The sequence below is a fragment of the Rhodococcus sp. 114MFTsu3.1 genome (genome assembly GCF_000383555.1).
In the GTDB taxonomy this organism is placed as follows: domain Bacteria; phylum Actinomycetota; class Actinomycetes; order Mycobacteriales; family Mycobacteriaceae; genus Rhodococcoides; species Rhodococcoides fascians_E.
In genome coordinates, this window is the sequence record NZ_KB911555.1 from 72,380 (window position 1) to 97,452 (window position 25,073).

General features: G+C 65.1%; 25 protein-coding genes. 2 read left to right on the forward strand and 23 right to left on the reverse strand.

The genetic code is table 11. From position 1 onward, the window contains the following. Positions 1-60: 60 nt before the first annotated feature. The 4 genes from hemC to H292_RS0119840 all read right to left on the reverse strand — a co-directional run bounded on the left by hemC (position 61) and on the right by H292_RS0119840 (position 3,755). Complete coding sequence (gene hemC, locus H292_RS0119825) at positions 61-1,056, reverse strand: hydroxymethylbilane synthase (RefSeq protein WP_019666504.1); 996 nt, start codon at positions 1,054-1,056, stop codon at positions 61-63. After that, positions 1,053-2,435, reverse strand: a complete 1,383-nt coding sequence (locus H292_RS0119830; RefSeq protein ID WP_019666505.1) for a glutamyl-tRNA reductase — start codon at positions 2,433-2,435, stop codon at positions 1,053-1,055. Before H292_RS0119830 ends, hemC begins: the two co-directional genes overlap by 4 nt. Beyond that, positions 2,432-3,295, reverse strand: coding sequence for a redox-sensing transcriptional repressor Rex (locus tag H292_RS0119835; protein WP_019666506.1), 864 nt, complete (start codon positions 3,293-3,295; stop codon positions 2,432-2,434). The genes H292_RS0119830 and H292_RS0119835 overlap by 4 nt, the downstream gene beginning before the upstream one ends. A gap of 187 nt (positions 3,296-3,482) precedes the next feature. After that, on the reverse strand, positions 3,483-3,755 hold the full coding sequence (locus tag H292_RS0119840) for a glutaredoxin family protein (RefSeq protein ID WP_026348038.1): 273 nt from the start codon (positions 3,753-3,755) through the stop codon (positions 3,483-3,485). 306 nt (positions 3,756-4,061) lie between these two features. Here H292_RS0119840 and H292_RS0119845 point away from each other — a divergent pair, with 306 nt between their 5' ends. Continuing rightward, positions 4,062-4,988 (forward strand): HAD family hydrolase, encoded by a 927-nt coding sequence (locus tag H292_RS0119845; protein ID WP_230594353.1) that lies wholly within the window; start codon positions 4,062-4,064, stop codon positions 4,986-4,988. 7 nt (positions 4,989-4,995) lie between these two features. Here the strand turns inward: H292_RS0119845 and H292_RS0119850 are convergent, their stop codons facing one another. The 10 genes from H292_RS0119850 to H292_RS0119895 form a co-directional block, all read right to left on the reverse strand. Further along, positions 4,996-5,484 (reverse strand): GNAT family N-acetyltransferase, encoded by a 489-nt coding sequence (locus H292_RS0119850; RefSeq protein WP_019666509.1) that lies wholly within the window; start codon positions 5,482-5,484, stop codon positions 4,996-4,998. 17 nt (positions 5,485-5,501) lie between these two features. Next, positions 5,502-6,590: a lysophospholipid acyltransferase family protein gene (locus H292_RS0119855; RefSeq protein ID WP_020112526.1), complete on the reverse strand. Its 1,089-nt coding sequence runs from the start codon at positions 6,588-6,590 to the stop codon at positions 5,502-5,504. Next, complete coding sequence (locus tag H292_RS0119860; RefSeq protein WP_170947532.1) at positions 6,587-7,699, reverse strand: NAD-dependent epimerase/dehydratase family protein; 1,113 nt, start codon at positions 7,697-7,699, stop codon at positions 6,587-6,589. Before H292_RS0119860 ends, H292_RS0119855 begins: the two co-directional genes overlap by 4 nt. 145 nt (positions 7,700-7,844) lie before the next feature. Further along, positions 7,845-7,946, reverse strand: a complete 102-nt coding sequence (locus tag H292_RS27930) for a 30S ribosomal protein bS22 (protein WP_003402602.1) — start codon at positions 7,944-7,946, stop codon at positions 7,845-7,847. Between the two features lie 285 nt (positions 7,947-8,231). After that, positions 8,232-8,468 carry a helix-turn-helix domain-containing protein gene (locus H292_RS0119870; RefSeq protein ID WP_019666513.1) on the reverse strand — a complete coding sequence of 79 codons (237 nt, stop codon included), beginning with the start codon at positions 8,466-8,468 and terminating at the stop codon, positions 8,232-8,234. Positions 8,469-8,595: 127 nt separating this feature from the next. After that, positions 8,596-9,411, reverse strand: a complete 816-nt coding sequence (gene proC, locus H292_RS0119875; protein ID WP_019666514.1) for a pyrroline-5-carboxylate reductase — start codon at positions 9,409-9,411, stop codon at positions 8,596-8,598. Positions 9,412-9,451: 40 nt separating this feature from the next. Beyond that, positions 9,452-10,282 (reverse strand): thioesterase family protein, encoded by an 831-nt coding sequence (locus tag H292_RS0119880; protein WP_019666515.1) that lies wholly within the window; start codon positions 10,280-10,282, stop codon positions 9,452-9,454. A 38-nt stretch (positions 10,283-10,320) separates the two neighbouring features. After that, the gene (locus H292_RS0119885) at positions 10,321-11,157 is read right to left on the reverse strand and encodes a sugar phosphate isomerase/epimerase family protein (protein WP_052062070.1); all 837 of its coding nucleotides are present in this window, start codon (positions 11,155-11,157) and stop codon (positions 10,321-10,323) included. Positions 11,158-11,168: 11 nt separating this feature from the next. Then, a complete protein-coding gene (locus tag H292_RS0119890) occupies positions 11,169-12,263 on the reverse strand; it encodes a hypothetical protein (protein ID WP_019666517.1) in 1,095 nt (364 codons plus the stop codon). Further along, positions 12,260-13,213, reverse strand: coding sequence for a Ppx/GppA phosphatase family protein (locus H292_RS0119895; RefSeq protein ID WP_027498940.1), 954 nt, complete (start codon positions 13,211-13,213; stop codon positions 12,260-12,262). Before H292_RS0119895 ends, H292_RS0119890 begins: the two co-directional genes overlap by 4 nt. Before the next feature lie 33 nt (positions 13,214-13,246). On the opposite strand from H292_RS0119895, the gene H292_RS0119900 reads away from it, so the two are divergent. After that, on the forward strand, positions 13,247-14,047 hold the full coding sequence (locus H292_RS0119900) for a hypothetical protein (protein ID WP_020112528.1): 801 nt from the start codon (positions 13,247-13,249) through the stop codon (positions 14,045-14,047). A 62-nt stretch (positions 14,048-14,109) separates the two neighbouring features. On the opposite strand, the gene H292_RS0119905 is transcribed toward H292_RS0119900, so the two are convergent. The 9 genes from H292_RS0119905 to H292_RS0119945 form a co-directional block, all read right to left on the reverse strand. Continuing rightward, positions 14,110-15,135 (reverse strand): NAD(P)-dependent alcohol dehydrogenase, encoded by a 1,026-nt coding sequence (locus tag H292_RS0119905; RefSeq protein WP_019666520.1) that lies wholly within the window; start codon positions 15,133-15,135, stop codon positions 14,110-14,112. Between the two features lie 97 nt (positions 15,136-15,232). Beyond that, the gene (locus H292_RS0119910; protein WP_019666521.1) at positions 15,233-15,922 is read right to left on the reverse strand and encodes a response regulator transcription factor; all 690 of its coding nucleotides are present in this window, start codon (positions 15,920-15,922) and stop codon (positions 15,233-15,235) included. Continuing rightward, positions 15,919-17,094 (reverse strand): sensor histidine kinase, encoded by a 1,176-nt coding sequence (locus tag H292_RS0119915; RefSeq protein ID WP_019666522.1) that lies wholly within the window; start codon positions 17,092-17,094, stop codon positions 15,919-15,921. The genes H292_RS0119910 and H292_RS0119915 overlap by 4 nt, the downstream gene beginning before the upstream one ends. Before the next feature lie 119 nt (positions 17,095-17,213). Further along, on the reverse strand, positions 17,214-17,969 hold the full coding sequence (locus H292_RS0119920; RefSeq protein ID WP_019666523.1) for a phosphoglyceromutase: 756 nt from the start codon (positions 17,967-17,969) through the stop codon (positions 17,214-17,216). Further along, positions 17,966-19,126, reverse strand: a complete 1,161-nt coding sequence (locus H292_RS0119925) for a low temperature requirement protein A (RefSeq protein WP_020112529.1) — start codon at positions 19,124-19,126, stop codon at positions 17,966-17,968. The genes H292_RS0119920 and H292_RS0119925 overlap by 4 nt, the downstream gene beginning before the upstream one ends. Positions 19,127-19,269: 143 nt before the next feature. Further along, positions 19,270-20,304, reverse strand: coding sequence for a cytochrome d ubiquinol oxidase subunit II (gene cydB, locus H292_RS0119930; protein ID WP_020112530.1), 1,035 nt, complete (start codon positions 20,302-20,304; stop codon positions 19,270-19,272). A 9-nt stretch (positions 20,305-20,313) separates the two neighbouring features. After that, positions 20,314-21,756 carry a cytochrome ubiquinol oxidase subunit I gene (locus H292_RS0119935; protein ID WP_026348042.1) on the reverse strand — a complete coding sequence of 481 codons (1,443 nt, stop codon included), beginning with the start codon at positions 21,754-21,756 and terminating at the stop codon, positions 20,314-20,316. A gap of 73 nt (positions 21,757-21,829) precedes the next feature. Continuing rightward, positions 21,830-23,305: a carboxylesterase/lipase family protein gene (locus H292_RS0119940; RefSeq protein WP_020112532.1), complete on the reverse strand. Its 1,476-nt coding sequence runs from the start codon at positions 23,303-23,305 to the stop codon at positions 21,830-21,832. Positions 23,306-23,409: 104 nt separating this feature from the next. Beyond that, positions 23,410-24,999, reverse strand: a complete 1,590-nt coding sequence (locus H292_RS0119945) for an AMP-binding protein (protein ID WP_019666528.1) — start codon at positions 24,997-24,999, stop codon at positions 23,410-23,412. Positions 25,000-25,073: the final 74 nt, after the last annotated feature.

A 25,073-nucleotide genomic window follows, 5' to 3' on the forward strand; every position in this document is an offset into this window, starting at 1 on the left:
CGCACAGGTGGCCGAGGGGCCCTGCGTTTGGCTCGTCCGCGTGTCGGAGCCGTGATGGACCTAGACATGGTCGGCTCCCCCGGTAGCGGCGGAACCGGCTGCGGGTGCAGGTTCGGTCACCGCGACGAGATCCCGGGCACCGAGGTCCAGGAGTTCGCGGGCGAGATCGCGACCGAGTTCCTCGGCGCCGGACACTGCGCCGACGATGGACGCTCGGATGCTGTCGCTGCCGTCGATTGCCGCGACACATCCACGGACCGACAACTCGTCGAACACTCGCCCGTCCTCGTCGATGGATTCGACGACCTCGGCGATGGCTCCGACGGGAGCGGTGCATCCCGCCTCCAGCTCGGCCAGCAGTCCACGTTCCGCGGCGACGGATGCCCGCGCGTTGGCGTCGTCCAGTGTGCGGACCACCTCGATGAGGTCGACGTCCGCGGACCGACATTCGACGGCGAGGGCACCTTGAGCGGGCGCGGGAAGCATCTGGACCGGGTCGAGAGCCTCGGTGACGACGTCCAGGCGGCCGATGCGGGCCAGTCCGGCCCGAGCCACGACGACGGCGTCGAGTTCGCCCGAGGCGACCTTGCCGATGCGGGTGTCGAGGTTTCCGCGTAGCGGCTGAACGTCGAGCCCCTGCCCCAGAGCTCGAAGTTGCGCCGCGCGACGCGGCGCCGAAGTTCCGATCCTCGCGCCTGCGGGCAGTTCGCCGAGAACGAGGCCGTCGCGTGCGACGAGTGCGTCGCGCGGATCCTCGCGGGGCGGGATTGCCGCGATGACGAAGCGCTCGTCGGGTGCGGTCGGCAGATCCTTGTAGGAGTGGACCGCGATGTCGACCTTGCCGTCGGTGAGAGCCTCGCGCAGCGCGGCGGTGAAGACACCGACGCCGATGGTCTGCACCGGAGCAGCGGACAGATCGCCCGCGGTCTTGACGATGACGAGTTCGGCGTCGAGGCCTGCTGCGATCAAGCCCTGACGGACCGTCTCGGCCTGCGTCGTGGCGAGCAGAGACCCTCGCGTTCCGATCCGAACGACATTCTTTTCACTCACGCTCACTCCGACTGTCCCTTCCGACCATCGGTGCGGCTGGCGGTGAAGTCGTCCACGAGTTCCATTCCGTTGATCTCGATCGGGCTCGCGACGGCCTCGACCGTGCCCGGACTCAGCTCGAACAGTTCGCGCAGAGCAGCCGCGTACGAGTCCCCACCCGGGGTGGTGGCGAGCTGCTTGACCCGGACCGTCGGAGAGTGAAGAAGCTTGTCGACGACGCGCCGCACCGTCCTCGCGACCTCATCGCGCTGCGGTGAGTCCAGGCCGGGCAATCTCGATTCCAGACGCATGAGCTCGCCTTCGACGACCTCCGCTGCGCGCTGGCGCAGCGCGGTGACCGTCGGCGTCACCTCGGCGAGCCGCTGGCCCGCCAGGTAGCCGGAAAGCTCGGAGGACACGATTTCGCGGGCCGCCGACGCGTCCGACGAGGCCGCTCCGGCTGCGGGGTCGCGTTGCAGCGACTCCATGTCGAACACGCTGATTCCGGGGAGTCCTGCGACTGCCGGATCCACGTCGCGGGGCAGTCCCAGGTCGCACACGGCGAGCGGCCGGCCTGCTTCTCGCTGCGCGAGCGCGTGGTGGGCGTCCGCGAGCGAGACGACGGCGCCGACCGCGCCGGTACAGGTGACGAGCACGTCTGCGTCGGCGAGGGCGGATGCGAGGTCGTCGAGGTCGACGGAGGTTGCTGCGACACCGGCCGACACCGCGGTCTCGGCCAGGTGGTCCGCACGCTCACGAGTGCGGTTGACGACGACCAGCGAGCCGATTCCGGCCCGACCGAGATGAGCCACGGACAGCCCGCCCATGGCCCCTGCGCCCAGCACGACAGCGGTTCGGCCTTCGAGGCTGCCGCCGAACAGTGCGGCGGCGCGGTCGAGCGCCACCGACACGACGGATGCGCCTGCGGCGTCGATCCCGGTTTCGGAGTGCACACGCTTGCCGACACGCAGTGCCTGTTGGGCCAGTTCGTGCAGAACACGTCCCGACGCCTGCGAGGCATCGGATGCCGCGTACGCGGCACGGATCTGACCGAGGATCTGCTGTTCACCGATGACCATCGAGTCCAGTCCGCTGGCGACGGCGAACAGGTGCTCCACAGCGGCTTCGCTGTAGCGAACGTAGGCGTGCTTGGTCAGCTCGGGAACCATCAGACCGGAGTGCTCGGCCAGGATCTCCCCCACCGATGCGAGCGCACCGTGGAAGGCGTCGACGACGGCGTAGACCTCGACGCGGTTGCACGTCGACACGACCATGACCTCGGATATGTTTCCGCTGGCCATCAGCTTGTCCGTCAACTTCGGACGGTCGGTCTCCGTGATGGCGACACGCTCGAGGACTGCGACGGGAGCGCTTCGATGCGAAATCCCGACGAGGAGGACACTCACGGTGTAATCACCGATCCGTTCTGTGTAAAGCTACTGCTTGCCGAACTACTTACCGGGGTACCGAGCGCGGATTGCGCCGAACTTGCCAGAGAACCGGGCGTGACGCGGGGGCCTCTGCTTCTGCCGAGCCGCGGCGCTGCCGACAGCGCGGACGCGTCGTTGCGGGAGCTGTTGAACGACAGGACCTGCATCTCGACGGCCAGATCCACGCGACGGACCTCCACTGCGTCGGGAACGTCCAGCGTCACCGGAGAGAAGCTGAGGATGCTCTGGACTCCGCCGGCGACGAACGCCGACGCCACGTCCTGGGCCGAATCGTCGGGGGTGGCGATGACGCCGATGGTCGCTTCCAGTTCACGGCACGACGTTTCGAGCCGGTCGACGTGCTGGACGCGGAGTCCGTCGATGTCGAGGCCGACCCGCTCGGGGTTGCGGTCGAACAGACCCACCATGGAGAAGCCACGACGGCCGAATCCTCCGTAGCGAGCGAGGGCCTCGCCGAGGTTTCCGACGCCGACGAGCACCACCTTGTGCCCGCGGTCCAGTCCCAGTGCGGTCTCGATCTTGGCGCGCAGTCGCAGAACGTCGTAACCGACGCCGCGGACACCGTTGGGCCCGAGAAAAGAAAGATCCTTGCGAAGTTTGGCCGATCCGACTCCGGCGGCAGTGGCGAGTTCTTCACTCGAAACGATCAGAACGCCGTCGTCGGCGAGGATTCCGAGGACCCGCAAGTAGGTGGCCAATCGCGTCACCGTAGCCTGTGGGATGACCCGTTCGGCAGTGCCCGATCGGGCTGGATCGACACCAGGTGACCGGTCGACACCAGCCGGCATGGCCGGGCGCTCTTCGGTCACGTTCATGGCTCCTCGTCCGATCGGCTGCGACGGCCGGTCTTCACGCTGATCCGCGGGCTTCTCTCACCAGAAACTGCACGCAGTTCCATTCCTGCGCCGACACCACGGTAACTGCTTGTGAACGAATGAACAAAGTCGCTGCATCCGTGCTAGAGGGGCTCTCACCTGCAAAGCGAGCACCGACGGCCCGTTATTAGGGTGCCCTTCTGGCTGCGAGATCGGCACGTAGACGTGGTTCGTCGACCTCCCAGTAACTGTGTTCGCGGCCGTCGAGCAGCACGACAGGGACGCGGTCGCCGTACTCCGCGCGCAGGTCAGGCATAGTTTTCGCGACTTCGTCGACGTCGGTGGACGTCGGCGTCACCCCGAACTCGCTGCAGACCGCCACCAATCGCTCGAAGGCGGCCACACATGTGTGACATCCGGCTCGGGTGAGAAGAACCACGGTGGGACCAGCTGTAGTCATACCGTCCACCCTCTCACCCACAGTAGAGAGACGAAGGTCACACAGGAGTGGAGCCTGCAGGAACGACCCGGTCACACAGGAGTGGAGCCTGCAGGTCCTCGGTGGGGGTGACCGAGTGCGAGGGATTCCCCGCGGAGAGCTACGGACTAGGGTTTGGGGCAGTGCTCGAACATGGAGGTGCGCGTGATGAGCAACGGGGGTTCCGAGACGCCTGGAAGTACTCCTGACGGCCCGCTCGGGAGCAGCGACCCGGACACGAGCGCCGAGACGCCCGACCTTCCCATCACCGAGGTGCCGGACGAGGTCATGGTCGACACGGAGCATCCGCGGGAGGACAAGCGCCGCAAGCGGCGACTCCGTAATCCACTCGGTCCGTCGGATGCACAGGTGCGCGCGAATGTCGCAGGCGAGGCCAGTGCCGATGCTGCGATAGCGCTGCAGGCCGAGTCGGGAGGTTCGGTCCCACTCGACCTCACCGCGGCAGCGTTCTTCGACGTCGACAACACGATGGTGCAGGGTGCGTCGATCATTCACTTCGCGCGCGGGCTCGCAGCGCGCAAGTACTTCACCAGTAGCGACCTAGCGCAGTTCGCCTGGCAGCAGGTCAAGTTCCGGGTCAGCGGCAAGGAGAACAGCGACGACGTCGCGAGCGGCCGCGAGAAGGCGCTGTCCTTCATCAAGGGTCGCTCCACCGCGGAGCTACGTCTGCTCGGCGAGGAGATCTACGACGAACTGATCGCGGACAAGATCTGGCCGGGCACCGCAGCACTCGCTCAGATGCACCTCGACGCCGGCCAACAGGTGTGGCTGGTGACCGCGACCCCGCTCGAGTTGGCCCAGATCATCGCCGAACGCCTCGGTCTCACCGGCGCGCTGGGAACCGTGGCCGAGAGCAACGACGGCATCTTCACCGGCAGGCTCGTCGGCGACATCCTGCACGGTCTCGGCAAGGCTCACGCCGTCCGCACCCTGGCCGTACGCGAGGGCCTCAACCTCAAGCGGTGTACCGCGTACTCCGACAGTCACAACGACGTGCCGATGCTCTCGCTCGTCGGAACTGCAGTTGCAGTCAATCCCGACGCGGACCTGCGCGAGCTGGCGAAGAATCGGGGCTGGGAGATCCGCGACTTCCGCACCGGCCGCAAGGCGGCCAAGATCGGCGTCCCGACGGCCCTCGCGCTCGGTGCCGTCGGCGGCGGCCTCGCCGCGGTAATCGGCCGCCGCCGAGCCTGAGCAGGCGTTAGAGCGTCAACTGCATCAAGGTGAGATCGAGCCACCGGTCGAACTTGATGCCGACCTCGGGCATCTGCCCGACGGTGACGAATCCGAACTTCTCGTGCAGCGCTATCGACGTCGTGTTTCGTGATTCGATGACCCCGACGAGCGCATGGATCCCCGCGGCGGATGCCCGGGCGATCAGTTCGGCCATCAAGGCGCTGGCGATTCCGCGACGGTGGAAGTCGCTACCGACGTACACGGAATGTTCGACGGTGAGACGGTATCCGCTCTTCGGGCGCCACTGCGCGTACGACGCATACCCCGCGACTGCGCCGTCGACGACTGCGGTGAGCACGGGGTATCCGGCGCGGAGTCGGCCGTCGAGCCAGTCCATCCGCTCGTCGAGACCGACTTCGGTTTCGTCCCAGATTGCCGTCGTGTTCCGGATGGCGTCGTTGTGGATGTCGAGAATCGACGGGAGATCTTCGGTGACGGTGTCTCTGATCAGCACACCGGCGAGGTTACTGCCTACCCGAGAAAGACATTGCGGCGCTTGGCCAGCAGTCGGTACAGGGTGTGCTGGATGGTTTCACGGACGTGGTCGGTCAGTTCGAACAACACCATCGGGTCCTCCGACGCCTGCGCGTCGTACGAGTCGGTGTAGATCGGCTTACCGAATTCGATGTACCACTTCGACGGCAACGGAACGAGACCGAGCGGCCCGAGATGCGGAAAGAACGGCGTGACCGGGAAGTACGGCATACCCATCAGACGTGCGAGCGGCGTGATGTCGCCGATCTTCGGATAGATCTCCTCCGAACCGACGATGGAGCACGGAATGATCGGCGCACCGGTTTTCAGAGCGGCGGACACGAATCCGCCGCGACCGAACCGCTGCAGCTTGTACCGCTCGCTGAACGGCTTGCCGATGCCCTTGAACCCCTCGGGGAACACCGCAGCGACCTCACCCATACGAAGCAGACGTTCTGCGTCCGGGTTGCAGGCGAGGGTGTGCCCGGCCTTTCGAGCGATGGTTCCGACGCCCGGCATCTCGAACGCCATGTCGGCGGCCAACATTCGCAACGGGCGGTGCGCAGGATGGTGGTCACGGACGGCGACCGACGTCATCAGCGCGTCGACGGGAATGACCCCTGCGTGGTTGGCGACGACGAGCGCGCCACCGTCGTCGGGGATGTTCTCGATTCCCTTGATCTCGACACGGAACCATTTGTCGAACAGAGGTCGCAGCAGCGGCAGCCAGACGGCGTCGGCGAAATGAGGATCGTATCCGAACTCGTCGACCGTGTAATCGCCCGCGAGACGGCGGCGCACGAATTCCGCTGTCTCCGAGATGGTGTCGACGATCTTCGCCTTGACGTCGTCGATCTGTGACGGCTCCGTCGCCGTGGTGGGGTGGGCCGTGGATTCGGTCGGCGTGAGCAGTGGGATCGGCGGCGTCGGCTCGGCGTACGACGACGGGTGTCTGCTACGGCTGCTCGCCGCACCGGTATCGGCACGATTGTTGTCGGCACGTGCGCGGGCAGCGCGCTCTCGACCGGCTCCGTCGCGTCCGGAACCGGTGCCGTGCAGCGGGATTACCTTCGCCACCTCGTTCACCCCTCCCGTCCTGAACCCGACACAGCCGTCAGTGCTGCCTTGGTGACGGCAGCGCCGCCGTCGACTGCGCGCAGCGCGTGCTGTTCCACCGAATCGACCCATTCCGTGCGAAGTACCGGCCGTAGCGCCGCGCCTCGAACGAAATCGTCGAATGCCTGAACCGTAGTCCATCGAGGCTCGAATCCGAGGTCCGATCGCATACGAGTGGTGTCGAGTCCGCAGCCGAAGTGGAAGTAGTCCAACTGTTCGGTTGTGAACTCCCGCATCATCGATCCCATGAGGGCGCGCCCGACGCTCTTGAACAGCGCGAACGGGACGGGTACCTCGATACGGCCTGCGCGTCTGATGGCCTGCGACAGCATGATGGTGCCGTCTGCGCCGACGTTGAAGGTGCCCGCGGGACCGCTGACGGTGGCTCGTTCGAGCGCGGCGAGTGCGTCCTCCTCGTGCAGCAGCTGCATCCTCGCGTCGCGGCCGATGATGCTGGGAATGATCGGAGACGTCATGTATCGCGAGATGGACCCGTTCAGTCGTGGACCGATCAGCGGAGCCATCCGCAGGATCGACACGGCGATGTCCGGGCGGCGCCGACCGAGGCCGCGGATGTAGCCCTCGATGTCGATCGTGTCCCGGGCGAATGCTCCGGACGGCGGCCGCCTGGCGCTCATCTCCTCGGTGAACTTCACCGGATCCTTCGCACTGCACCCGTACACCGAGGACGAGGAACGGAGGACCACCTTCTGTACCGACGGAGACTTCTGGCACACGGCGAACAGCTGCATGGCCCCGATGACGTTGAGGTCCTTCATCGTGGCGCGACCACCCGAGCGGGGCGGTTTGGTGATGGTGGCGGCGTGCACCACCGTGTCCACGTTGGCGTTCCGGAGGACCTTGCCGATCAGCGGGTTGCGGATGTCGGCGCGCACGAATTCCGCGCGGCCCATGCGTCGCAACAGGTCTTTGCTCGGTGACTGTGCGTCGACGGCGATGACGCGCTCGACAGCCGGGTTCTGCGCAAGTCTGGTGACGAGATATCCGCCGAGGAAGCGGCTCGCGCCGGTGACCAGCACTACCTTCGGCGCCGCGACGCCTCGCTCGTTCGAAGTCACTCACACCCCCGATTGATTACCGCTGGCGGCAAGCCTACTGGAATCCGCGGAAGATGCGAGGACAGTGGAAAACGCAACAAGCGGTCCCATGACACACGAAAGGCCCGACACCTCCTGCGAGGTGACGGGCCCGTCGAGACGAGATTTACTTGCCGAGTTTCCTGCGCTGAACGCGGGTACGGCGAAGCAGCTTGCGGTGCTTCTTCTTCGACATGCGCTTGCGACGCTTCTTGATCACTGAACCCATGGCGGGTGTCCTCACGTTCTTCTCTAGCGTTTCGCGCACGCAAGTTGCGTACGCCTACCTGGCAGCCTCGAACCCATCCGCCCACGTACTGCGGACCGAGCCGTCGATCCCCAAGCTGGCGCTCGGGCCTCGTTTGCCGAAGCTCGATGCAACCGACGAAGCTCTTGAAGCTCCTGGCACGAGTGTCGATATTACTCGACCACGACGAAACCTCACCTTACCGGGGTGGACCTGGTTCCACGAAACCGGCTCGGCGAGGTGTACCGCCGACGACTCTCGGGCCGCTCAGCCTGCGTCGAAGTACGAGGTCTCGAGGTAATCGTGCACAGCCTTGGCATGCACACGGAACGATCGACCCACTCGCACAGCAGGCAATTCTCCGCCGTGCACCAATCGGTACACAGTCATTTTCGACACCCTCATCAGGGTCGCGACCTCCGCGACCGTGAGGAACTGCGTTCCAGCGACAGCTGACTGTCCGTCCTGGGACGCACTCTTGACCGGCTTGTTTGCAGGCACCATCAATCCACTTACCTCCGGCACGTCTCGCGCGGCAGGCTTCCCCTCCTGCCGAACAGACACGCACGTGCTACCTGTGAGCTTAACGTGACCAATGGGGTTACTGCGACGGGTGTAGGGAACTGATTTTTTATTCTGGTGTGACGCCCATCTCAGCTGCACGATCGTTGGCTGCGGACAACGCGTCGAAGAACGCAGTCCGTAGACCGCCCTCCTCGAGCCGGCGCACCGCTGCCGCCGTCGTTCCCCCAGGTGAGGTCACTGCGTAGCGCAGCTCGGTCGGGGTGTCGTCGGAGCGATCCAGCATCGCACCCGAGCCGATCATCGTCTGAACGACGAGCGCCGACGCCACATCCCGTGGCAGCCCCAATCCGACACCGGCGTCGATCATCGCCTCGGCGACGAGAAAGAAGTACGCCGGACCGGAACCGGACACCGCGGTCACCGCGTCGAGCTGATTCTCCTTGACGACGACGACCTTGCCCACCGAGGACAGGATCTTCTCGACCAGTTCGAGGTGTTCGGTCTTGGCGTACCGGCCGGGCGCGAGGACGCTGACGCCCTCGCCGACGAGCATCGGTGTGTTCGGCATGACTCGGACGACGGGAAAACCTGCGGGCAGCTTCGGCTCGAACTTCGACGTCGGGACTCCGGCGGCCAACGACACGATCAGCTGTTCACGCTCGCCGTCCAGGTCGATCTTCGCGACCTCGGTGATGACGCCGTCGACGTCGCCCGGCTTCACGGCGAGAACGATGACGTCCGCGTTCTCCGACGCCTCCGAGATCGAGGTCGTGAGGATTCCGAAGGTGGATGCGAGCTCGGCCGCCCGGGCCTCGAACTTCTCGGCGACCACCAGGTCGCGGACTGCGTGGCCTGCTTCGAGCAGTCCGGCGATCAGCGCCTCGCCGATCCGCCCGCCTCCGATTACTGCAATTCTCGTCATGGGTGACAAGCGTAGATTGCGGCCCGGGAGTCGCCGAACGCTACCGGGGCACCATCGCCAACTGCCTGCTCTGCACGACGACGTCGCCCGTCTCGTCGAGCACCAGGTGATCCTCCTCGAACCACGTTCCGCCGATGACGGTGCTGCTCGCGGCGACCCGGAGCCATCCCGGTGCAGGCTGCTTGCGCAGGTAGGTCGTCAACTGCACAGTCGGCGCCCAGCCGAACATCCCTCGGTTCATCGTCACGGGTGCGCAGATGTCGCCCGTCATCAGCGCGAACAGGGCTGCCGTGTCCACGTCGTTCTCGTCGCCCGGCCGGGGCCTGACCCACATGCGAACTTCGGGTTCGCCCTGCTGTCCCGTGAGGAAGTGCGCCGACGTCGGGTCGATCCGCATCTCGCACCCCTGTGCCAGGTGCACGATCGACGCCATCGGATGCTCGCCGCCGATCGCATCCGTCTCCGGCGGCGGCGCGGCAGGCATCGACGCCAGCGACGATTCCACCGTGTGCCGGGGAGTGTCGGTGTCCGGCCGCCCCAGGGTGACGACTGCACGAACCGCGGCACGTCCGCCCTGCGTCATCTCGACGTCGACGTGCGAGACCTGCTTTCCGCGTTTGCGAAGTACTGCGGTCAGGTGCACCTCACCCGGGTCGGGTGCGCTGAGGTAGCTGACACTGACGGCAAGTGGCTGTACTCCCTCGTCCCCCAGCTGCGCCTTCGCTGCGGCGGCGCACGTCGCCAGCATCGTGCCTCCGTGCACCTTCGGCCCGATCGTCCAGATCGAATCGATGACCGCGCCGTAGCTGCCTTCGAACTCGGATCTCTCCAGCGGGGTCAACGTCGTCGCCGCGGCGAAGGGGCTGGTCATCGGTGGTGTGCCTTTCGAATCGGGACGTACTGGTGCGCTCACGCCAGGTGGCGGCGTGCGAACGCGAGGGCCTGGCCGAGCATCGATGCTCTCTCCGGCAGAGTTCGTGCGTTCTGAGTGTTGATCTCGATCACCGCCTGCCCGCGGAAGCCGCGGCGAACCAACTCGGCGCAGACCTGTGCGCACGGCTGATCTCCGTGGCCCGGGATCAAATGCTCGTCGATCGACGCGCCCCGACCGTCGGCGAGATGCAGGTGCGCGAGCCCGTCGCCCATCCGGTCCATCATGTCGACGGCGTCGGTCCCGGCGGTCGCGGTGTGCGACAGGTCGAGGGTGTAATGCGCGTGGCCGGAATCCGTCGGATCGTACGAGGGCGCGAACGCCGACACCGCAGCCCCCGGCCCACCACGCTTGCGGAGCCTCGCCGCCGAGCCTTCCTTGCGCCCGAAGAATCGGTCCGCGCGCATCGGGAACATGTTTTCCACGGCCACCACGACCTCGGACGCGGATTCCAGCTCGGCGACCTGGTCACCGAAGCCCTCGGCGTACTTCTTCTGCCACCGGAACGGCGGATGGACGACGACGGTCGCCGCACCCAACTGCTCCGCCGTACGCACCGAACGCTCGAGCTTCGCCACCGGATCCGCACCCCACACGCGTTGCGAGATGAGCAGGCACGGCGCGTGGATCGCCAGGACCGGGACGCCGTATTTGCGGGTCAACGCCCGTACGGCCTCCGCATCCTGGCTCACCGACTCCGCCCAGACCATCAGCTCGATGCCGTCGTAACCCAACTCGGCGGCGTATCGAAACGCCGCTTCGGTGTTCTGCGGATACACCGAGGCAGTGGACAACCCGACAGCTACGCCCGACACCCGAGCGCCTGTCAGCCAGTACTCAGTTGAAACGCCAATGGACCGAGCGTCACGAACACACCGACCACAACGGCGATCACCATGCTGACGAGGTCGTCGGTGCGGCGCAGGATCCGCACGACGGCAACGAGACCGACGATCACCAGAACCGCGAGAACGAGCGCCACCCACGGCAGGACGTCCCACAGCCTTTCGAAGCCCTTGAACAACAGCGCGCCGACGACCACCGCCACAACACCCTGGCCTGCGAGCCCGAGCCACTGCTTGGCGGCATCCTTCTTCTCGGCTCTCGGCTGCGACTCGTCCGTCTCCTCGACGCTCTCGGCGGAGGCGTCCCTGTCCGCGACAGTGCTGTTCTCGGCAGTGCTGTCCTCGGCTGGAGCGTCCTCGGTGTCGGCGAGCGCTGCGACCTTCTTCACCAGGTCAGGAGTCTGCGTCGTCTCCTCCTCGGCGAGCGCTTTCTCGTCTGCGTCGTCACGTCGAGCGAACGCACGCGTCGCTGGGCTCGACGTTGCTGCCGGTGTGGACGTGACTGCCGGGCCTGCCGCCTTCGGGGGCACAACAGGCTTGGGCGTGACGTCGGTCTTCGGTTCTGCGTCCGCAGGTGTCGCGGCGGACGGCTCCGGGCGCGACGGGCGGGGACGGGCCACGAATCCGGTCGTCTGCCTGCCGGACGTGGAACGTGAGGTCTCGTCGGGCGTGCGTCGACCCGCCGCGGGCACCGGACGCTGCGACGCGGTCGAGCCGTACGGTCGCCGCTCGTCGGCCTCGTCGTGAGCTCGGTTCATCAGGTCGCCGGCTGCCGTCGTCGATCCGGACAGCAACTCGGGTTCCGGTTCGTCGGTCTCGCGCGTGCGGACCGGCGCCGGGGCCTGCGCAGGCACCTGCTTGGAGTCCGTGGCGATCACCGGGGCCTCGTCGGATGCGGGCTCGGCGCGGACGACGGGAATTTCGCCGGTCAGTTCCGCTACGGAGATGCCGCCCTTGACGCCGCGTCGACGGCGTCCACCGGTGCTCGACGACGTCGACTTCTGTCCGTTGCGAGCGAGCAGTTCGGCTACGGAGATCTGTCCGGTGTCCTCCGGATCGGTGTTGTTCTCGCTCATGTCGACCGCACCACCAGATCGCCGTCCGTTTCGGTGTCCAGCTTCCGCAAAATCAAACCTTCCCTCAGCGCCCACGGGCATATCTCGATCTGCTCGACCGACAGTGCTCGCATACTCGCCTCTGCCACCAACGCCCCGGCCACCAATTGCTGTGATCGGTCGGCGCTGACTCCTTCCAATTCTGCACGGTCGGATGCAGTCATCCTCGTTATGAAGGCTATGAGTTGCCTGAGACCGTTCGCCGTCAGCGTCCGGGTCACTCGCGGACCTGCTGCCGACGGCGCCGCTCCGGTCAGCCGGGCGAGCGACCGGAACGTCTTCGACGTTCCGACGGCACGATCAGGTTCGCCAGCGGCCAGCAGTTCCTTCGCCGGGGTCGCGAGCTCGGCGTCGAGCCAGTCACGCAGGACCGCGACGCGACGCTTGCCCGGCGGGTCACCGTCGAGCCAATCCCTGGTCAAGCGGCCTGCGCCGAGTTGAAGGGAGAACGCGACGTCGGGGTCCTCATCGGTTCCCGACGTCAGCTCGAGCGACCCTCCGCCGATGTCGAGGTTCAGGATGCGACCGGCGCTCCACCCGTACCAGCGGCGGACTGCGAGGAACGTCAGGCGGGCTTCGTCGACACCGGACAACGTCTGCAGCGCGACGCCCGTTTCACGCTGAACGCGGGCCAGAACATCGTCGCTGTTGTGTGCGTCACGCACCGCCGACGTGGCGAAGGCCATGAGCTCCTCGCAACCGGACTTCGTCGCGATCGAGGCGAAGTCGCCTACCTCGTTCACCAGCCGGTCTGCGCCTTCGCGGGTGATGTTGCCGTCGGCGTCGGTGTTCTCGGACAGTCGCAGCGTGGCCTTCGACGAGCTCATCGGTGTGGGGTGACCACCGCGGTGCGCATCCACCACCAACAGATGCACCGTGTTGCTTCCGACGTCGAGCACCCCTAATCGCACAGGACCACGGTACTGGGTCTACCGTCGACACTTGTGACAGCAGGTAGTAAGCAGCACACCTTCGCCGCAGAAGTGGACCTGGATTTCCCTCGCGAATGGGTGGAATTCCCCGATCCGGACAACTCCGAACACATCATCGCCGCCGACCTGACGTGGTTGCTGTCCAACTGGACGTGTGTGTTCGGCACTCCTGCCTGCCAAGGAACCGTGGCCGGGCGCCCGGACGACGGCTGCTGTTCGCACGGCGCGTTTCTGTCCGACGACGACGACAAGAAGAAACTCGACGCGTCGGTGAAGATGCTGACGGCCGAGGACTGGCAGTTCAGGGACAAGGGACTCGGGAAGAAGGGATACGTCGAGTACGACGATCTCGAGGACGAGCAGTCGCTGCGCACCCGTCGCTACAAGGGTGCGTGCATCTTCCAGAACCGTCCGGGGTTCGCCGGCGGCATCGGATGCGCACTGCATTCGATGGCGCTGCGCAAAGGCATCGAGCCGCTGGAGGTCAAGCCGGATGTGTGCTGGCAGCTACCGATTCGCCGCACTCAGGACTGGGTGACGCGCCCCGACGGCACCGAGGTTCTGAAGACGACCATCGGTGAGTACGACCGGCGCGGATGGGGCGAGGGCGGGCACGACCTGTCCTGGTACTGCTCGGGTTCCCCCGACGCGCACGTCGGCAGCAGGCAGGTGTTCGAGTCCTACGAGCCCGAGCTGACCGAGCTGCTCGGCAAGCCCGCGTACGACGAGTTGGCGTCGCTGTGCAAGCGGCGCCGCGGCCTCGGCCTCATCGCGGTGCACCCAGCGACTCGTGAGGCCCAGCGGACGAAGTAGGCCCTCTCCCCTACGTGAGTGGATATGTAGGCCAAGGCCTACATATCCACTCACAACGGACGTCAGGGCACGATCACCGCGCGGCCACGGATCTTGCCCGCGTGCAGGTTGTCGTACGCCTCGGTGGCGTTGTCCAGGCTGTACTTCTCGACGTGGATCTCGATGGCGCCGCGCTTGGCGAGCTCGACGACCTCCATCAGCTCGGCGCGCGAACCCCAGTTGATCGCACGTCCGGTGACGTCCAGTGGAACCGTCCGCTGCCCGATCGGCACCGCGCCACTTGCCACACCGATGACGACGACCTGTCCTGCGGTCGCGACCATCTTCGCGGCCAGATCCGCGGTGGGCTGGATGCCCACGAAGTCGAAGACCACGTCCGCGCCGAGGCCACGAGTGAGTCCCTTGACCGACTCGGCAGCCGCTGCGTCGGAGGTGAACGTGTGGTCGGCACCGACTTTCCTGGCGAACTCGAGCTGCTCCTCGCCCAGGTCGAGCGCGACCACCGTCGACTGCGTCAGCGCCTTGAGGATCTGGATGGCGACGTGCCCGAGACCACCCGCGCCGATCACCACGGCCGTCGTGCCGGGCGTCAGCTTGTTCAGCGCCGACTTGACCGCGCGATACGGCGTCAGGCCTGCGTCGGTGAGCGACACACTCGTCACGGGGTCGAGGTCACCCAGCGGGACGAGGTGGCGGGCGTCGTCGACGATCATGTACTCGGCCATGCCGCCGTCGCTGAAGATGCCGGGCGCGCGCATCCCCTTCTCGCAGTTCATCTCGTCGCCCTGTGCGCAGGCGTAGCAGCGGCCGCATCCCCAGGGTCCGTAGACGATGACGGATTCGCCGATCTCCACGTCGTGGACTCCACTGCCGACGGCTTCGACGACGCCTGCGACCTCGTGGCCGAGGGTCAGCGGGAGGGGCTTGAAGTAGTACTCCTCTTCGGAGACGCCCATGATGAATTCGTCGGAGTGACAGGCGCCTGCGGCCGTGACGCGAAGCAGAATCTCCGATGCACCGGGTGTAGGCTTGTCGATGTCGACGAGTTCGGGGCGGGATCCGATGGAGCGGTATTGAAGGGCCTTCATTACTTACTTCTTCCTCGATACAGTTTCATTGCAATACTTGAATGTTAAACCTTCAAGTATCACCGATCCTGCGAGGGTGAGGCCCCATCCCTAGGATCTAGCCTTCGAGCTTGTAGCCCAGGCCTCGGACGGTCACGAGATGCTCCGGCTTGGCAGGGTCGTTCTCGATCTTCGACCGCAATCTCTTGACGTGCACGTCGAGGGTCTTGGTGTCTCCGACGTAGTCCGCGCCCCACACCCGGTCGATCAACTGTCCGCGGGTGAGGACCCGACCGGAGTTGCGGAGCAAGTACTCCAGCAGATCGAATTCCTTGAGCGGCAACGTGATCTGTTCCGAGTTCACCAGGACGACGTGTCGTTCCACGTCCATGCGGACCGGGCCTGCCTCGAGCACACCGGTGTCCGCGGTGCCGTCGAGCTCGGCGTCGCTGCCCCGGCGGAGTACCGCGCGGATGCGGGCGATGAGCTCGCGCGCCGAATACGGTTTGGTGACGTAGTCGTCCGCACCCAGTTCCAGTCCGACGACCTTGTCGATCTCGCTGTCGCGTGCGGTCACCATGATCACCGGGACGCCGGACCGTGCACGCAGTTGCTTGCACACGTCGGTGCCGCTCATTCCCGGCAGCATCAGGTCGAGCAGCACGATGTCGGCGCCGGCCTTGTCGAACTCGGCCAGCGCGGAGGGTCCGTCGCCGACGACGGTGGCCTCGAAACCTTCCTTGCGCAGGAGAAAGGCCAGAGGGTCGGCCAACGATTCCTCGTCCTCGACGATCAAGACGTTGGTCACTGTTCTTCTCCTTCTAACGACGCGAGGTCGTCCTCTTCGAAATACGCAGGGATCTGCAGAGTGAATGTCGATCCGGTGCCGAGCTTGCTCCACAGCGAGATGCTCCCGTTGTGGTTGGCTGCGACGTGTTTGGCGATGGCCAGGCCGAGACCTGTGCCTCCTGTTGCCCGCGACCGTGCTTTGTCGACGCGGAAGAATCGTTCGAAGACCCGCTCCTGGTCTTCTTTCGCGATGCCGATTCCGCGGTCGGTGACCGCGAAGGCGACGCAGCTGCTTCGCAGTGCCCGCGACACCGATACCGGCGATCCGTCCGATGAGTAGGCGATGGCATTCTGGATCAGGTTGGCGAGCGCCGTCACCAGCAGTGCCTGGTCCCCCAGCACTTCGAGGCCGCTGGGGTGGTCGGTGGTGACGGTGATTCCCGCGTTCTCGGCGGCGATCTTCGACCGATCGAGAGCTTCGTTGACGACGGTATCGACGTCGACGACTTCGAGGTCGGGCAATTTCTCGGCGCCTTGGAGGCGGGAGAGCGCGATCAGCTCCGTCACCATGTTGCCGAGGCGCTTCGACTCCGCTACGACCTTTCCGCCGAAGTGGCGGACCGAATCGGGGTCGTCGGCGGACTCGAGCAACGCCTCGGCCAGCAGACTCATGGCGCCGACGGGCGTCTTGAGTTCGTGAGAGACGTTGGCGACGAAGTCCCTACGGGTCGCTTCCATCCGAACCTGTTCGGAATCGTCGTCGGCGAACAGCACGACGAAGCGTTGGTCTTCCTTGCTCAGCATCCGAGCCACACACCGTACGGCCATGCGATCTCGGCTGGTGGTGGTGCGGGCGTCCTTGGAGCTGATGTCGACTTCGACGGGGTGGCCGTCGGCGAGGACCTTCTGTGCGGCTTCCCATGCACGGTCGTCGATGAGGCGGTTACGCACCAGACCGAGCTCCTCGGCCCGTGGGTTGGACAGGACCACGTCGTGAAAGCGGTCGACGACGGCGATGCCGCTTTCCGACGCCAGGATGATCAGATCCAGTACCTGCGACATCGTCAGTCCCGACGTTGCGCGTGCGCGTTCGGAGTGACGTGTCGCGAGATAGGGGATCAGAACACCGCCGACGAGATATCCGACGAAGGCCGTGGCGATAGCCAGCAGTACGGCCGATGCAACACTCACACCGGAATCGTACGTTCGATGGACACCTCACATACGCAGGGTGCAGGCATTTCCCTGGTCGTCATAGTCCTCGTCGGCAGTGTTCTTCGATCGTTCACCTGCTGTTTCGGACCGGGGCCTTACTTGCCGCCCTGATTGGCGACCGCGGCGGCTCCTGCGGCGGCGGCTTCGGGGTCGAGGTATGTTCCGCCCGGGTTCGACGGCACCAGCTTGCCTTCGCCGTCGACGAAGTCGTACTGCAGGGGAATGCCCGTCGGGATGTTGAGGCCGGCGATGTCGGCGTCGGAGATCTCGTCGAGGTACTTCACGAGAGCGCGCAGCGAGTTGCCGTGTGCGGCGACGAGCACGTTCTTGCCCGCCTTCAGTTCGGCGACGATGACGTCTTCGAAGTACGGGATGAGCCGGTCGACGACGTCCTTCAGGCACTCGGTGAGTGGAACGCTGTCGAGGTCTGCGTATCGGGGATCGCTGTCCTGGCTGAATTCACTGCCTACCTCGATGGGCGGCGGCGGGGTGTCGTAGCTGCGACGCCACAGCATGAACTGCTCGTCGCCGTACTTGTCCTTCGTCTCAGCCTTGTTCAGTCCCTGCAGCGCGCCGTAGTGACGTTCGTTGAGTTTCCAGTCGCGGACGACGGGGATCCAGTGCCGGTCCGCGGCGTCGAGGGCGATGTTCGCGGTACTGATCGCGCGACGCAGCAGCGAGGTGTACAGCACGTCGGGGAGCACTCCTGCTTCCTTCAGCAGCTCACCTGCGCGCTTGCCCTCTGCTTCGCCCTTGTCGGTGAGGCGAACGTCCTGCCACCCGGTGAACTGGTTCGACGCATTCCATTCGCTCTCGCCGTGGCGGAGCAGAATCAAGGTTCCGATACTCATGAGGAGAGTTTCTCATGCCCGGTTTCGTGGTGCGCCGCGTCGACGGGACGGTGTACGACGAGCACCGCCACGATCACCGCCATCACGACGGCCGTCAGCGTGATCGGGATGGGAATGACCGGGTCGAGGAGGACCAGGAGGGCGCCGACGGGAACGACGGTGTTGACGACGCGATCCGCGTTGTCTTTGATAGCGATGAACCAGATGCCGAGGACGAACACTGCGATGGGCACCGTCACGGTGAACGATGCGGCGACGTCGCCGAGCTCGCTGTGATGGGTCAGCACGTCGATCTCCACTTCGATGCCTGCCGAGAACGCGCCGGCCGCGGCGAAGATGAAGTAGTGCATGTAACCGTAGGTCAGTGACGTGCCGAATCCACCGATCGCACGGTGATGTGGCGGCCAGAAATAGATCCACCACAGTCCGGCGGTGACCACGAGCGTCAGCACCGAGATGGAGATCAGTGGCGCGAGCGCGGTCTCGTCGTGGAGAGCTTCGATGATGGCGTTGGCCGACGCGAGAAGTGATTCGCCGAGGAGGATGAGCGTGAACAGTCCGTATCGCTCGGTGATGTGATGCGGGTGCCACGGTGTTGTGCCACCGGACTTCTCGGCGACGACGGGAATCGAGATCTCCAGTGCCGCGAACACCACGAACAGAACGATCTGCACCGGACTCTGCGGGACCAGCAGCCAGAGAACCCACAGCACTTGAACGGCCGTGATACCGGACGCGTAGATCAACGCCGTCTTCCGGTGCTCGGGCGCCCTCGACGCTCGAATCCACTGCGCCACCATCGCGATACGCATCACGACGTAGCCCAGCACCGGAATCGTGAAGTCCTTGTCGGTGAACGCCGGTTCGATTCCCGCGGCAAGCACGAGCACGCCCGCCATCTGCACCACCGTCAGTACGCGATACAGCCAATCGTCGGTGTCGAACGACGTCGCGAACCAGGTGAAGTTCATCCATGCCCACCAGATGGCGAAGAACACCATGAGGTAGCTGGCAATACCGTCGAGGACGTGGTTCTCGGTCAACGCGTGATGCAGCTGAACCGCCGCGATACTGACGGCGACCACGAACACCAGGTCGAAGAACAACTCCAGCGGACTCGCGGCGCGATGCGGTTCTGCTGCGTCACGCGGGCGCATGGGGTTGAGCCTGAACTTACTCGTCGGTTGGTTCACAGGCGTCGACGATAGGCCAGAGCAGACCGAATTGTCTTGTGCTGCACACGTTTATCGGACATTTCGGGCGAAGGTCCTGACCTGGCACCCCTTCTACAGAAACAGGGTCAGCTACGCCCCGCCCATTTCAATCCGTGGGACTGTCCGATGGCGGTGCTGGAGATGCGCTGACGGAAGACCCAGTACGTCCATGCCTGGTACAGGATCACGACGGGCGTCATGAAGGCGGCGACCCAGGTCATGACGGTCAGTGTGTACGGGCTGGACGACGCGTTCGCGATGGTCAGGTTGTAGGCCGGGTCGAGGGTGGACGGCATGACATTGGGAAACAGCGACGCGAACAGCAGTGTCACGGTACTGACGACGGCGATCGACGTGAGCGCGAAGGCACGTCCTTCCTTCTCGTCTCGGGTGAAGACCACGACGCCCAGAAGGGCTGCCGCGGCGAGGCCGACGAGGATCCAGGTCCATCCCTTGCCGTACGCGATCTGGGTCCACAGTACGAAGGATCCGGCGATCGGCACGGCAGGTACCGCGAGCCTGGCTGCGATGGCGACTGCGTCCTCGCGGATCTCGTCGGCCGATTTCAGTGCGAGGAACACCGCGCCGTGGAGTGCGAACACCACGGCGGTGGTGACGCCGCCCAACAGGGCGTACGGATTCAGCAGATCGACGAGGCTGGACACCACTTGCTTCTGCGCATCGATCTCGACCCCGCGCACGATGTTGGCGAAGGCGACGCCCCACATCACGGCCGGAACCCATGACCCGAAGACGATCCCCCAGTCGCATCGTCGGCGCCAGTTGTCGTCGTCGATCTTCGCGCGCCATTCGATCGCGACGATCCGCAGGATCAGGGCCACCAGGATCAGCAGCAGCGGAAGGTAGAAGCCGGAGAACAGGGTTGCGTACCAGTCCGGGAAGGCTGCGAACAGTGCGCCGCCCGCGGTGATCAACCAGACCTCGTTGCCGTCCCACACCGGTCCGATCGTGTTCAATACGACCCGACGTCGAACGTCCGGCGGGATATCGGTGCGCCGCCCCACGATCGGCATCAGCATTCCGACGCCGAAGTCGAAGCCCTCCAGTAGGAAGTAGCCGACGAAGAGTACTGCGACGATCACGAACCACATCTCGGCCATCGTCGCCTCCTAGTACTCGAACGAAAGTTGCTTCGGTTCAGCAGGATCCGGCGGTGTTCTGTCGTGATCCATGGGGCCTTCCTTCGCGTATCGGATCATCAGCTTCAGCCACACGACGCCCAGTGCCCCGTACAGCAGCGTGAAGGTGACGATGGAAATCCACACGGTTGCGGCGGAATGCCCGGACACACCTTGGTCGACGGTCAACCGGATCATGTCCACGCCGGTCGGGTTGGGGTGCACCATCCACGGTTGTCGGCCCATTTCGGTGAAGATCCAGCCGGCGCTGTTGGCGAGGAACGGCATCGGTATGGCGATCAACGCCAGCCACGAGTACCAGCGCTGATCGGGCACCCGCCCGCGCCTGGTGACCCACAGCCCGGCGAGCGCCAGCGCGGCCGATCCAGCGGCGAGCCCGATCATCATTCGGAACGACCAGTACGTGACGAAGAGATTGGGTGTGTAATTGCCCGGTCCGAATTCCTGCTCGTACTGCTCCTGCAACTGTTCGACGCCTTGCAGTGTCACTCCGGAGAACTTGCCTTCCGCGAGGAACGGGAGCACGAAGGGTAATTCGATCACCGATGTCACGCTGTCGCAGTTGTTGTGCGTGCCGATCGTGAGGACCGAGAAGTCGGGGTCGGTCTCGGTGTTGCACAGCGATTCCGCCGACGCCATCTTCATCGGCTGTTGCACGAACATCAGCTTGCCTTGCGAGTCCCCCGTCCACGCCACGGCGACGCCTGCCACGACCATCACCAACAGCGCGAGACGTGTTGCCGGACGGAACAGTTCACGAGCTTCCTGTTCGCGGCCCCGACGCATGTTTCGCACCATCCACCAGCCGGAGATACCGGCGACGAAGGTTCCGGCCGTCAGGAATGCGCCGGCGATGACGTGTGGATAGGCAACCAGCGCAGTATTGTTCGACAGCAGGTCACCGATCGAGGTCAGCTGCGCCCGGCCGGACTCGGCGTTGTACTCCGCGCCGACGGGATGCTGCATGAACGAGTTCGCGACGACGATGAAGTATCCCGACGCGTTCACACCGATCGCGACGAGCCAGATGGTCGCGAGGTGGACGCCCCGAGGCAGTCGTTCCCAGCCGAAGATCCACAGTCCGAGGAACGTGGATTCGAGGAAGAACGCGACGAGACCTTCCATCGCCAACGGAGCACCGAAGACGTCGCCGACGAACCGCGAGTACTCACTCCAGTTCATGCCGAACTGGAACTCCTGAACGATTCCGGTGGCGACGCCGAGCGCGAAGTTGATCAGCAGAAGCTTGCCGAAGAACTTGGTGAGCCGGTACCAGGAGTCCTTCCCGGTGATCATCCACATCGTCTGCATGATCGCGACCATCGGCGCGAGACCGATGGTCAGCGGCACCAATACGAAGTGATAGACAGTCGTGATTCCGAACTGCCACCTCGATAGATCCAAAGCGTCCATTGCCACTCCAGCCCGCAGGTTGGTGGTGACTATAGACCCGTTGTCGACGCCTTACCTGTGAAACGAGACCTCGTCAGCGCACCCCGGCCCAGACTTCCCTCGTCGACGCACGGGGGTCGTCGACCACTTCGGTCCGGTCGCCGAACATCATCACCGATCGATCCGCCCCGTACCGGGACCAGCCGGGCGAGCCGTCGCGCACGAAGTCGACCCAGGCTCGGTGCATGTCGTCGGCCACCTGCTGGGGTGGGTTCGCTCCGGTGATGCGCGCCGTCTCCGGTTTGTCCAGCAGGTCGAACACGAACGGTATTTCCAGGGCATGACATGCCCCGAGGGCGCCGTCGAAGAGAGTGGATCGCCACGTGAACTCGTAGACGAAGGCGTTTCCGCCGCGGGTCTCCGCGACGCGTACGGCGGGGATGCGGAAGAACCAGTCGGTGATCACCGCGATGAGCAGTTCGCCGGGTGACGCGTCGGGCAGCTGCGCCCGGTAGACGTCGAGTGTCTGCTCGACGTCGGCACCGTACGCGCCGATCGCGGCTCGAACCCGTGCCTCGTCCACGTACCCGACGACACCGGCCGGCACCAGGAAGAACGCGAACTCCTCGCTGGTGGTGCCGATCAGAACATCGATCTCCGAGCCCGCGCCTGCGGCGATTCTCCGGTGCGGAACGTCGGGCACGACATCTCCGTCGACATAGGGCTCGAACGGCATCATGTTGAACGCCAGTTCACCCCACGCTCCGGTCGGGGCTTCCGCGGTGACGCGGTCGCCGAGCTCACGCTGAGCGTCGACGAACGCTTCCACCGGCACAGAACCGAAACCGTTCACATCGGGTTGCACGCCGAGCGAATCGGCAAGCGCCTCGGCTACTTTCGTGGCAGTACCCTCGGTGATGACGTGGTAGCCCGCCCCGCTCTGCAGTATCGCGCGCCGGAAGAGCCCCTCCGCCGACGGCATCGACATCAGGGTCCCGACGCTCATCGCCCCTGCCGATTCACCGGCAACGGTCACCGTGTTCGGGTCTCCGCCGAAGGCAGCGATGTTGTCACGCACCCACCTCAGTGCGGCGACCTGGTCCAGGAGACCTCGGTTGGCAGGCGCTCCGTCGATTCTCGCGAATCCGTCGGCGCCGAGACGGTAGTTGACGGTGACGACGACGATGCCGTCCCGCGCGAACGCCGAGCCGTCGTAGATGGGTACGGCGTTGCTCCCGTTCACGAATGCCCCGCCGTGGATCCAGACGAACACCGGCAGTCCCGACGCGGACACGTCGGGTGTCCACACGTTCACGTTCAGGCATTCGTCACCGGGAACCACTGGCTCGGTGAGTATGTCGCTGACGGGCGGTCGGTATCCGATCTTGGGGGCCGTGGCCCCGAACGTCACGGCATCTCGGACACCGCTCCACGACGGGGGTGCGCTGGGCGCCGCGAACCTGCGGGCACCGAACGGCGCTTCGGCGTAGGGAATTCCGAGAAAAGAGGTGACCGGTCCGCTCTGTTGACCGCGGATCGTGCCTTGAGCGATGTCGACTGTGACGTCCATACATCTTTACTACCCGAACGACTGGGCGTGGTGTGACAGTTCCGTCCTACGCAGGCGGGAATCCGAATGCTGAGCACGTGATTGTCACACCACTCCCGGAGGTCCTACTGTGCTACTTCCGCGGCCCTGAGGTCCTTGCGCAGGATCTTGCCCGCAGCGGACTTCGGAACCGTGTCGATGAACTGGACCTTGCGGACCTTCTTGTGCGGTGAGACCCGCTCGGCGACGAAGGCGATGACGCCGTCCTCGTCGATCGCCGCATCGGCCTGCAACACGACGAAGGCCTTCGGCACTTCCTCGCCCTCGTCGTCGAGTACACCGATGACGGCGGCGTCGGCGATTTCGGGGTGGGTGAGCAGCAGAGCTTCGAGCTCGGCGGGCGGAACCTGGTAACCCTTGTACTTGATGAGTTCCTTGAGCCTGTCCACGATGTAGACGACGCCCTCGGAGTCGACGACTGCGATGTCTCCGGTGTGCAGGTAGCCGTCGTCGTCGAGGGTCTCTGCGGTAGCGGTCGGGTTGTTGAGGTAGCCGGCCATGACGTTCGGCCCCTTGACCCACAGTTCGCCCGGCTTGGACCGTCCTTCTGCCGGAATGTCGATTTCCTCGAGGGTCTCGGGGTCGACGAGCTTGTTGACGGTGTTGGCCAGCGGGAGGCCGACGGAGCTGAGCGGCATGTCGTCGCGGTCGAACGGGATTGCGTGGCTGACCGGGCTGAGCTCGCTCATGCCGTATCCCTGACGGATGCGGGTGTTCAGCCGAGCCGCGACGGCCTTGCCTAGTTCTTCGTCGAGCGGGGCTGCGCCGGAGAAGATGGTGTGCACGCTGGAGAGGTCGTACTGGTCCACCAAGGGGTGCTTGGCGAGTGCAACGGCGACGGGGGGTGCGATGAAGAGGTAGGTCAGCTTGTTGTCCTGGATGATGCGCAGGAATTCGACGAGGTCGAACTTGGGCATGGTGACCAGTCGTGCACGCAGTTTCAGGGCGATGTTGAGAAGCACTGTCAGGCCGTAGATGTGGAAGAACGGCAGCAGCGCGAGGATCGCGTCGTCGGTGTCGATGCCGACGCGGGGTTCCATCTGCGCGACGTTGGCGACGAGGTTGCGGTGCGTGAGAATGACGCCCTTCGGCACACCGGTCGTTCCGGACGAGTACGGAAGCACGGCGACCTGGGTTGCGGGATCGAACGTCACGTCGGGGGCGGGCGCGCCCTGGGTCAGCAGGTCGCGCAGATTCGGGTGGCCTTCGGCGCCGTCGAGAACGATGACGTGGTCGTCGTCGATACCGACTTTCTCCGCGGCGGCCTTGGCCTGCGGGTACAGCGGCGAGACGGTGAACAGGAACTTCGCGCCGGACCCGGTGAGCTGCTTGGCGATGTCCTCGGCGGTGTACAGCGCGTTGATCGTGGTCGCGGTGCCGCCTGCGCGCAGGATGCCGTGGAGGACCGCGGCGAACGCGGGCACGTTGGGCGAATGCAGGCCGACGACGTCGCCCACCTCTAGCCCGCGCGCGGCGAGTGCTCCTGCGATGCCGTTGATCTGGCCGATGAGAGCCTGGTACGTCGTGACATCCCCCGAGGCGCCGTCGATGAGGGCGGGCTTCTCCAGGTCGGCGTCCGTGATGGAACCGAAGAGGTAGTCGTAGACACTCAGGTTCGGTATCTCTACGTCGGGAAAGGGGCTGTTGAAGCTCATGACTCTCCTTCGAACACGCTTACGGCAATATGTCCGAAACCCTACAGTGAACGCGGTCACAACCGACAGGTGAC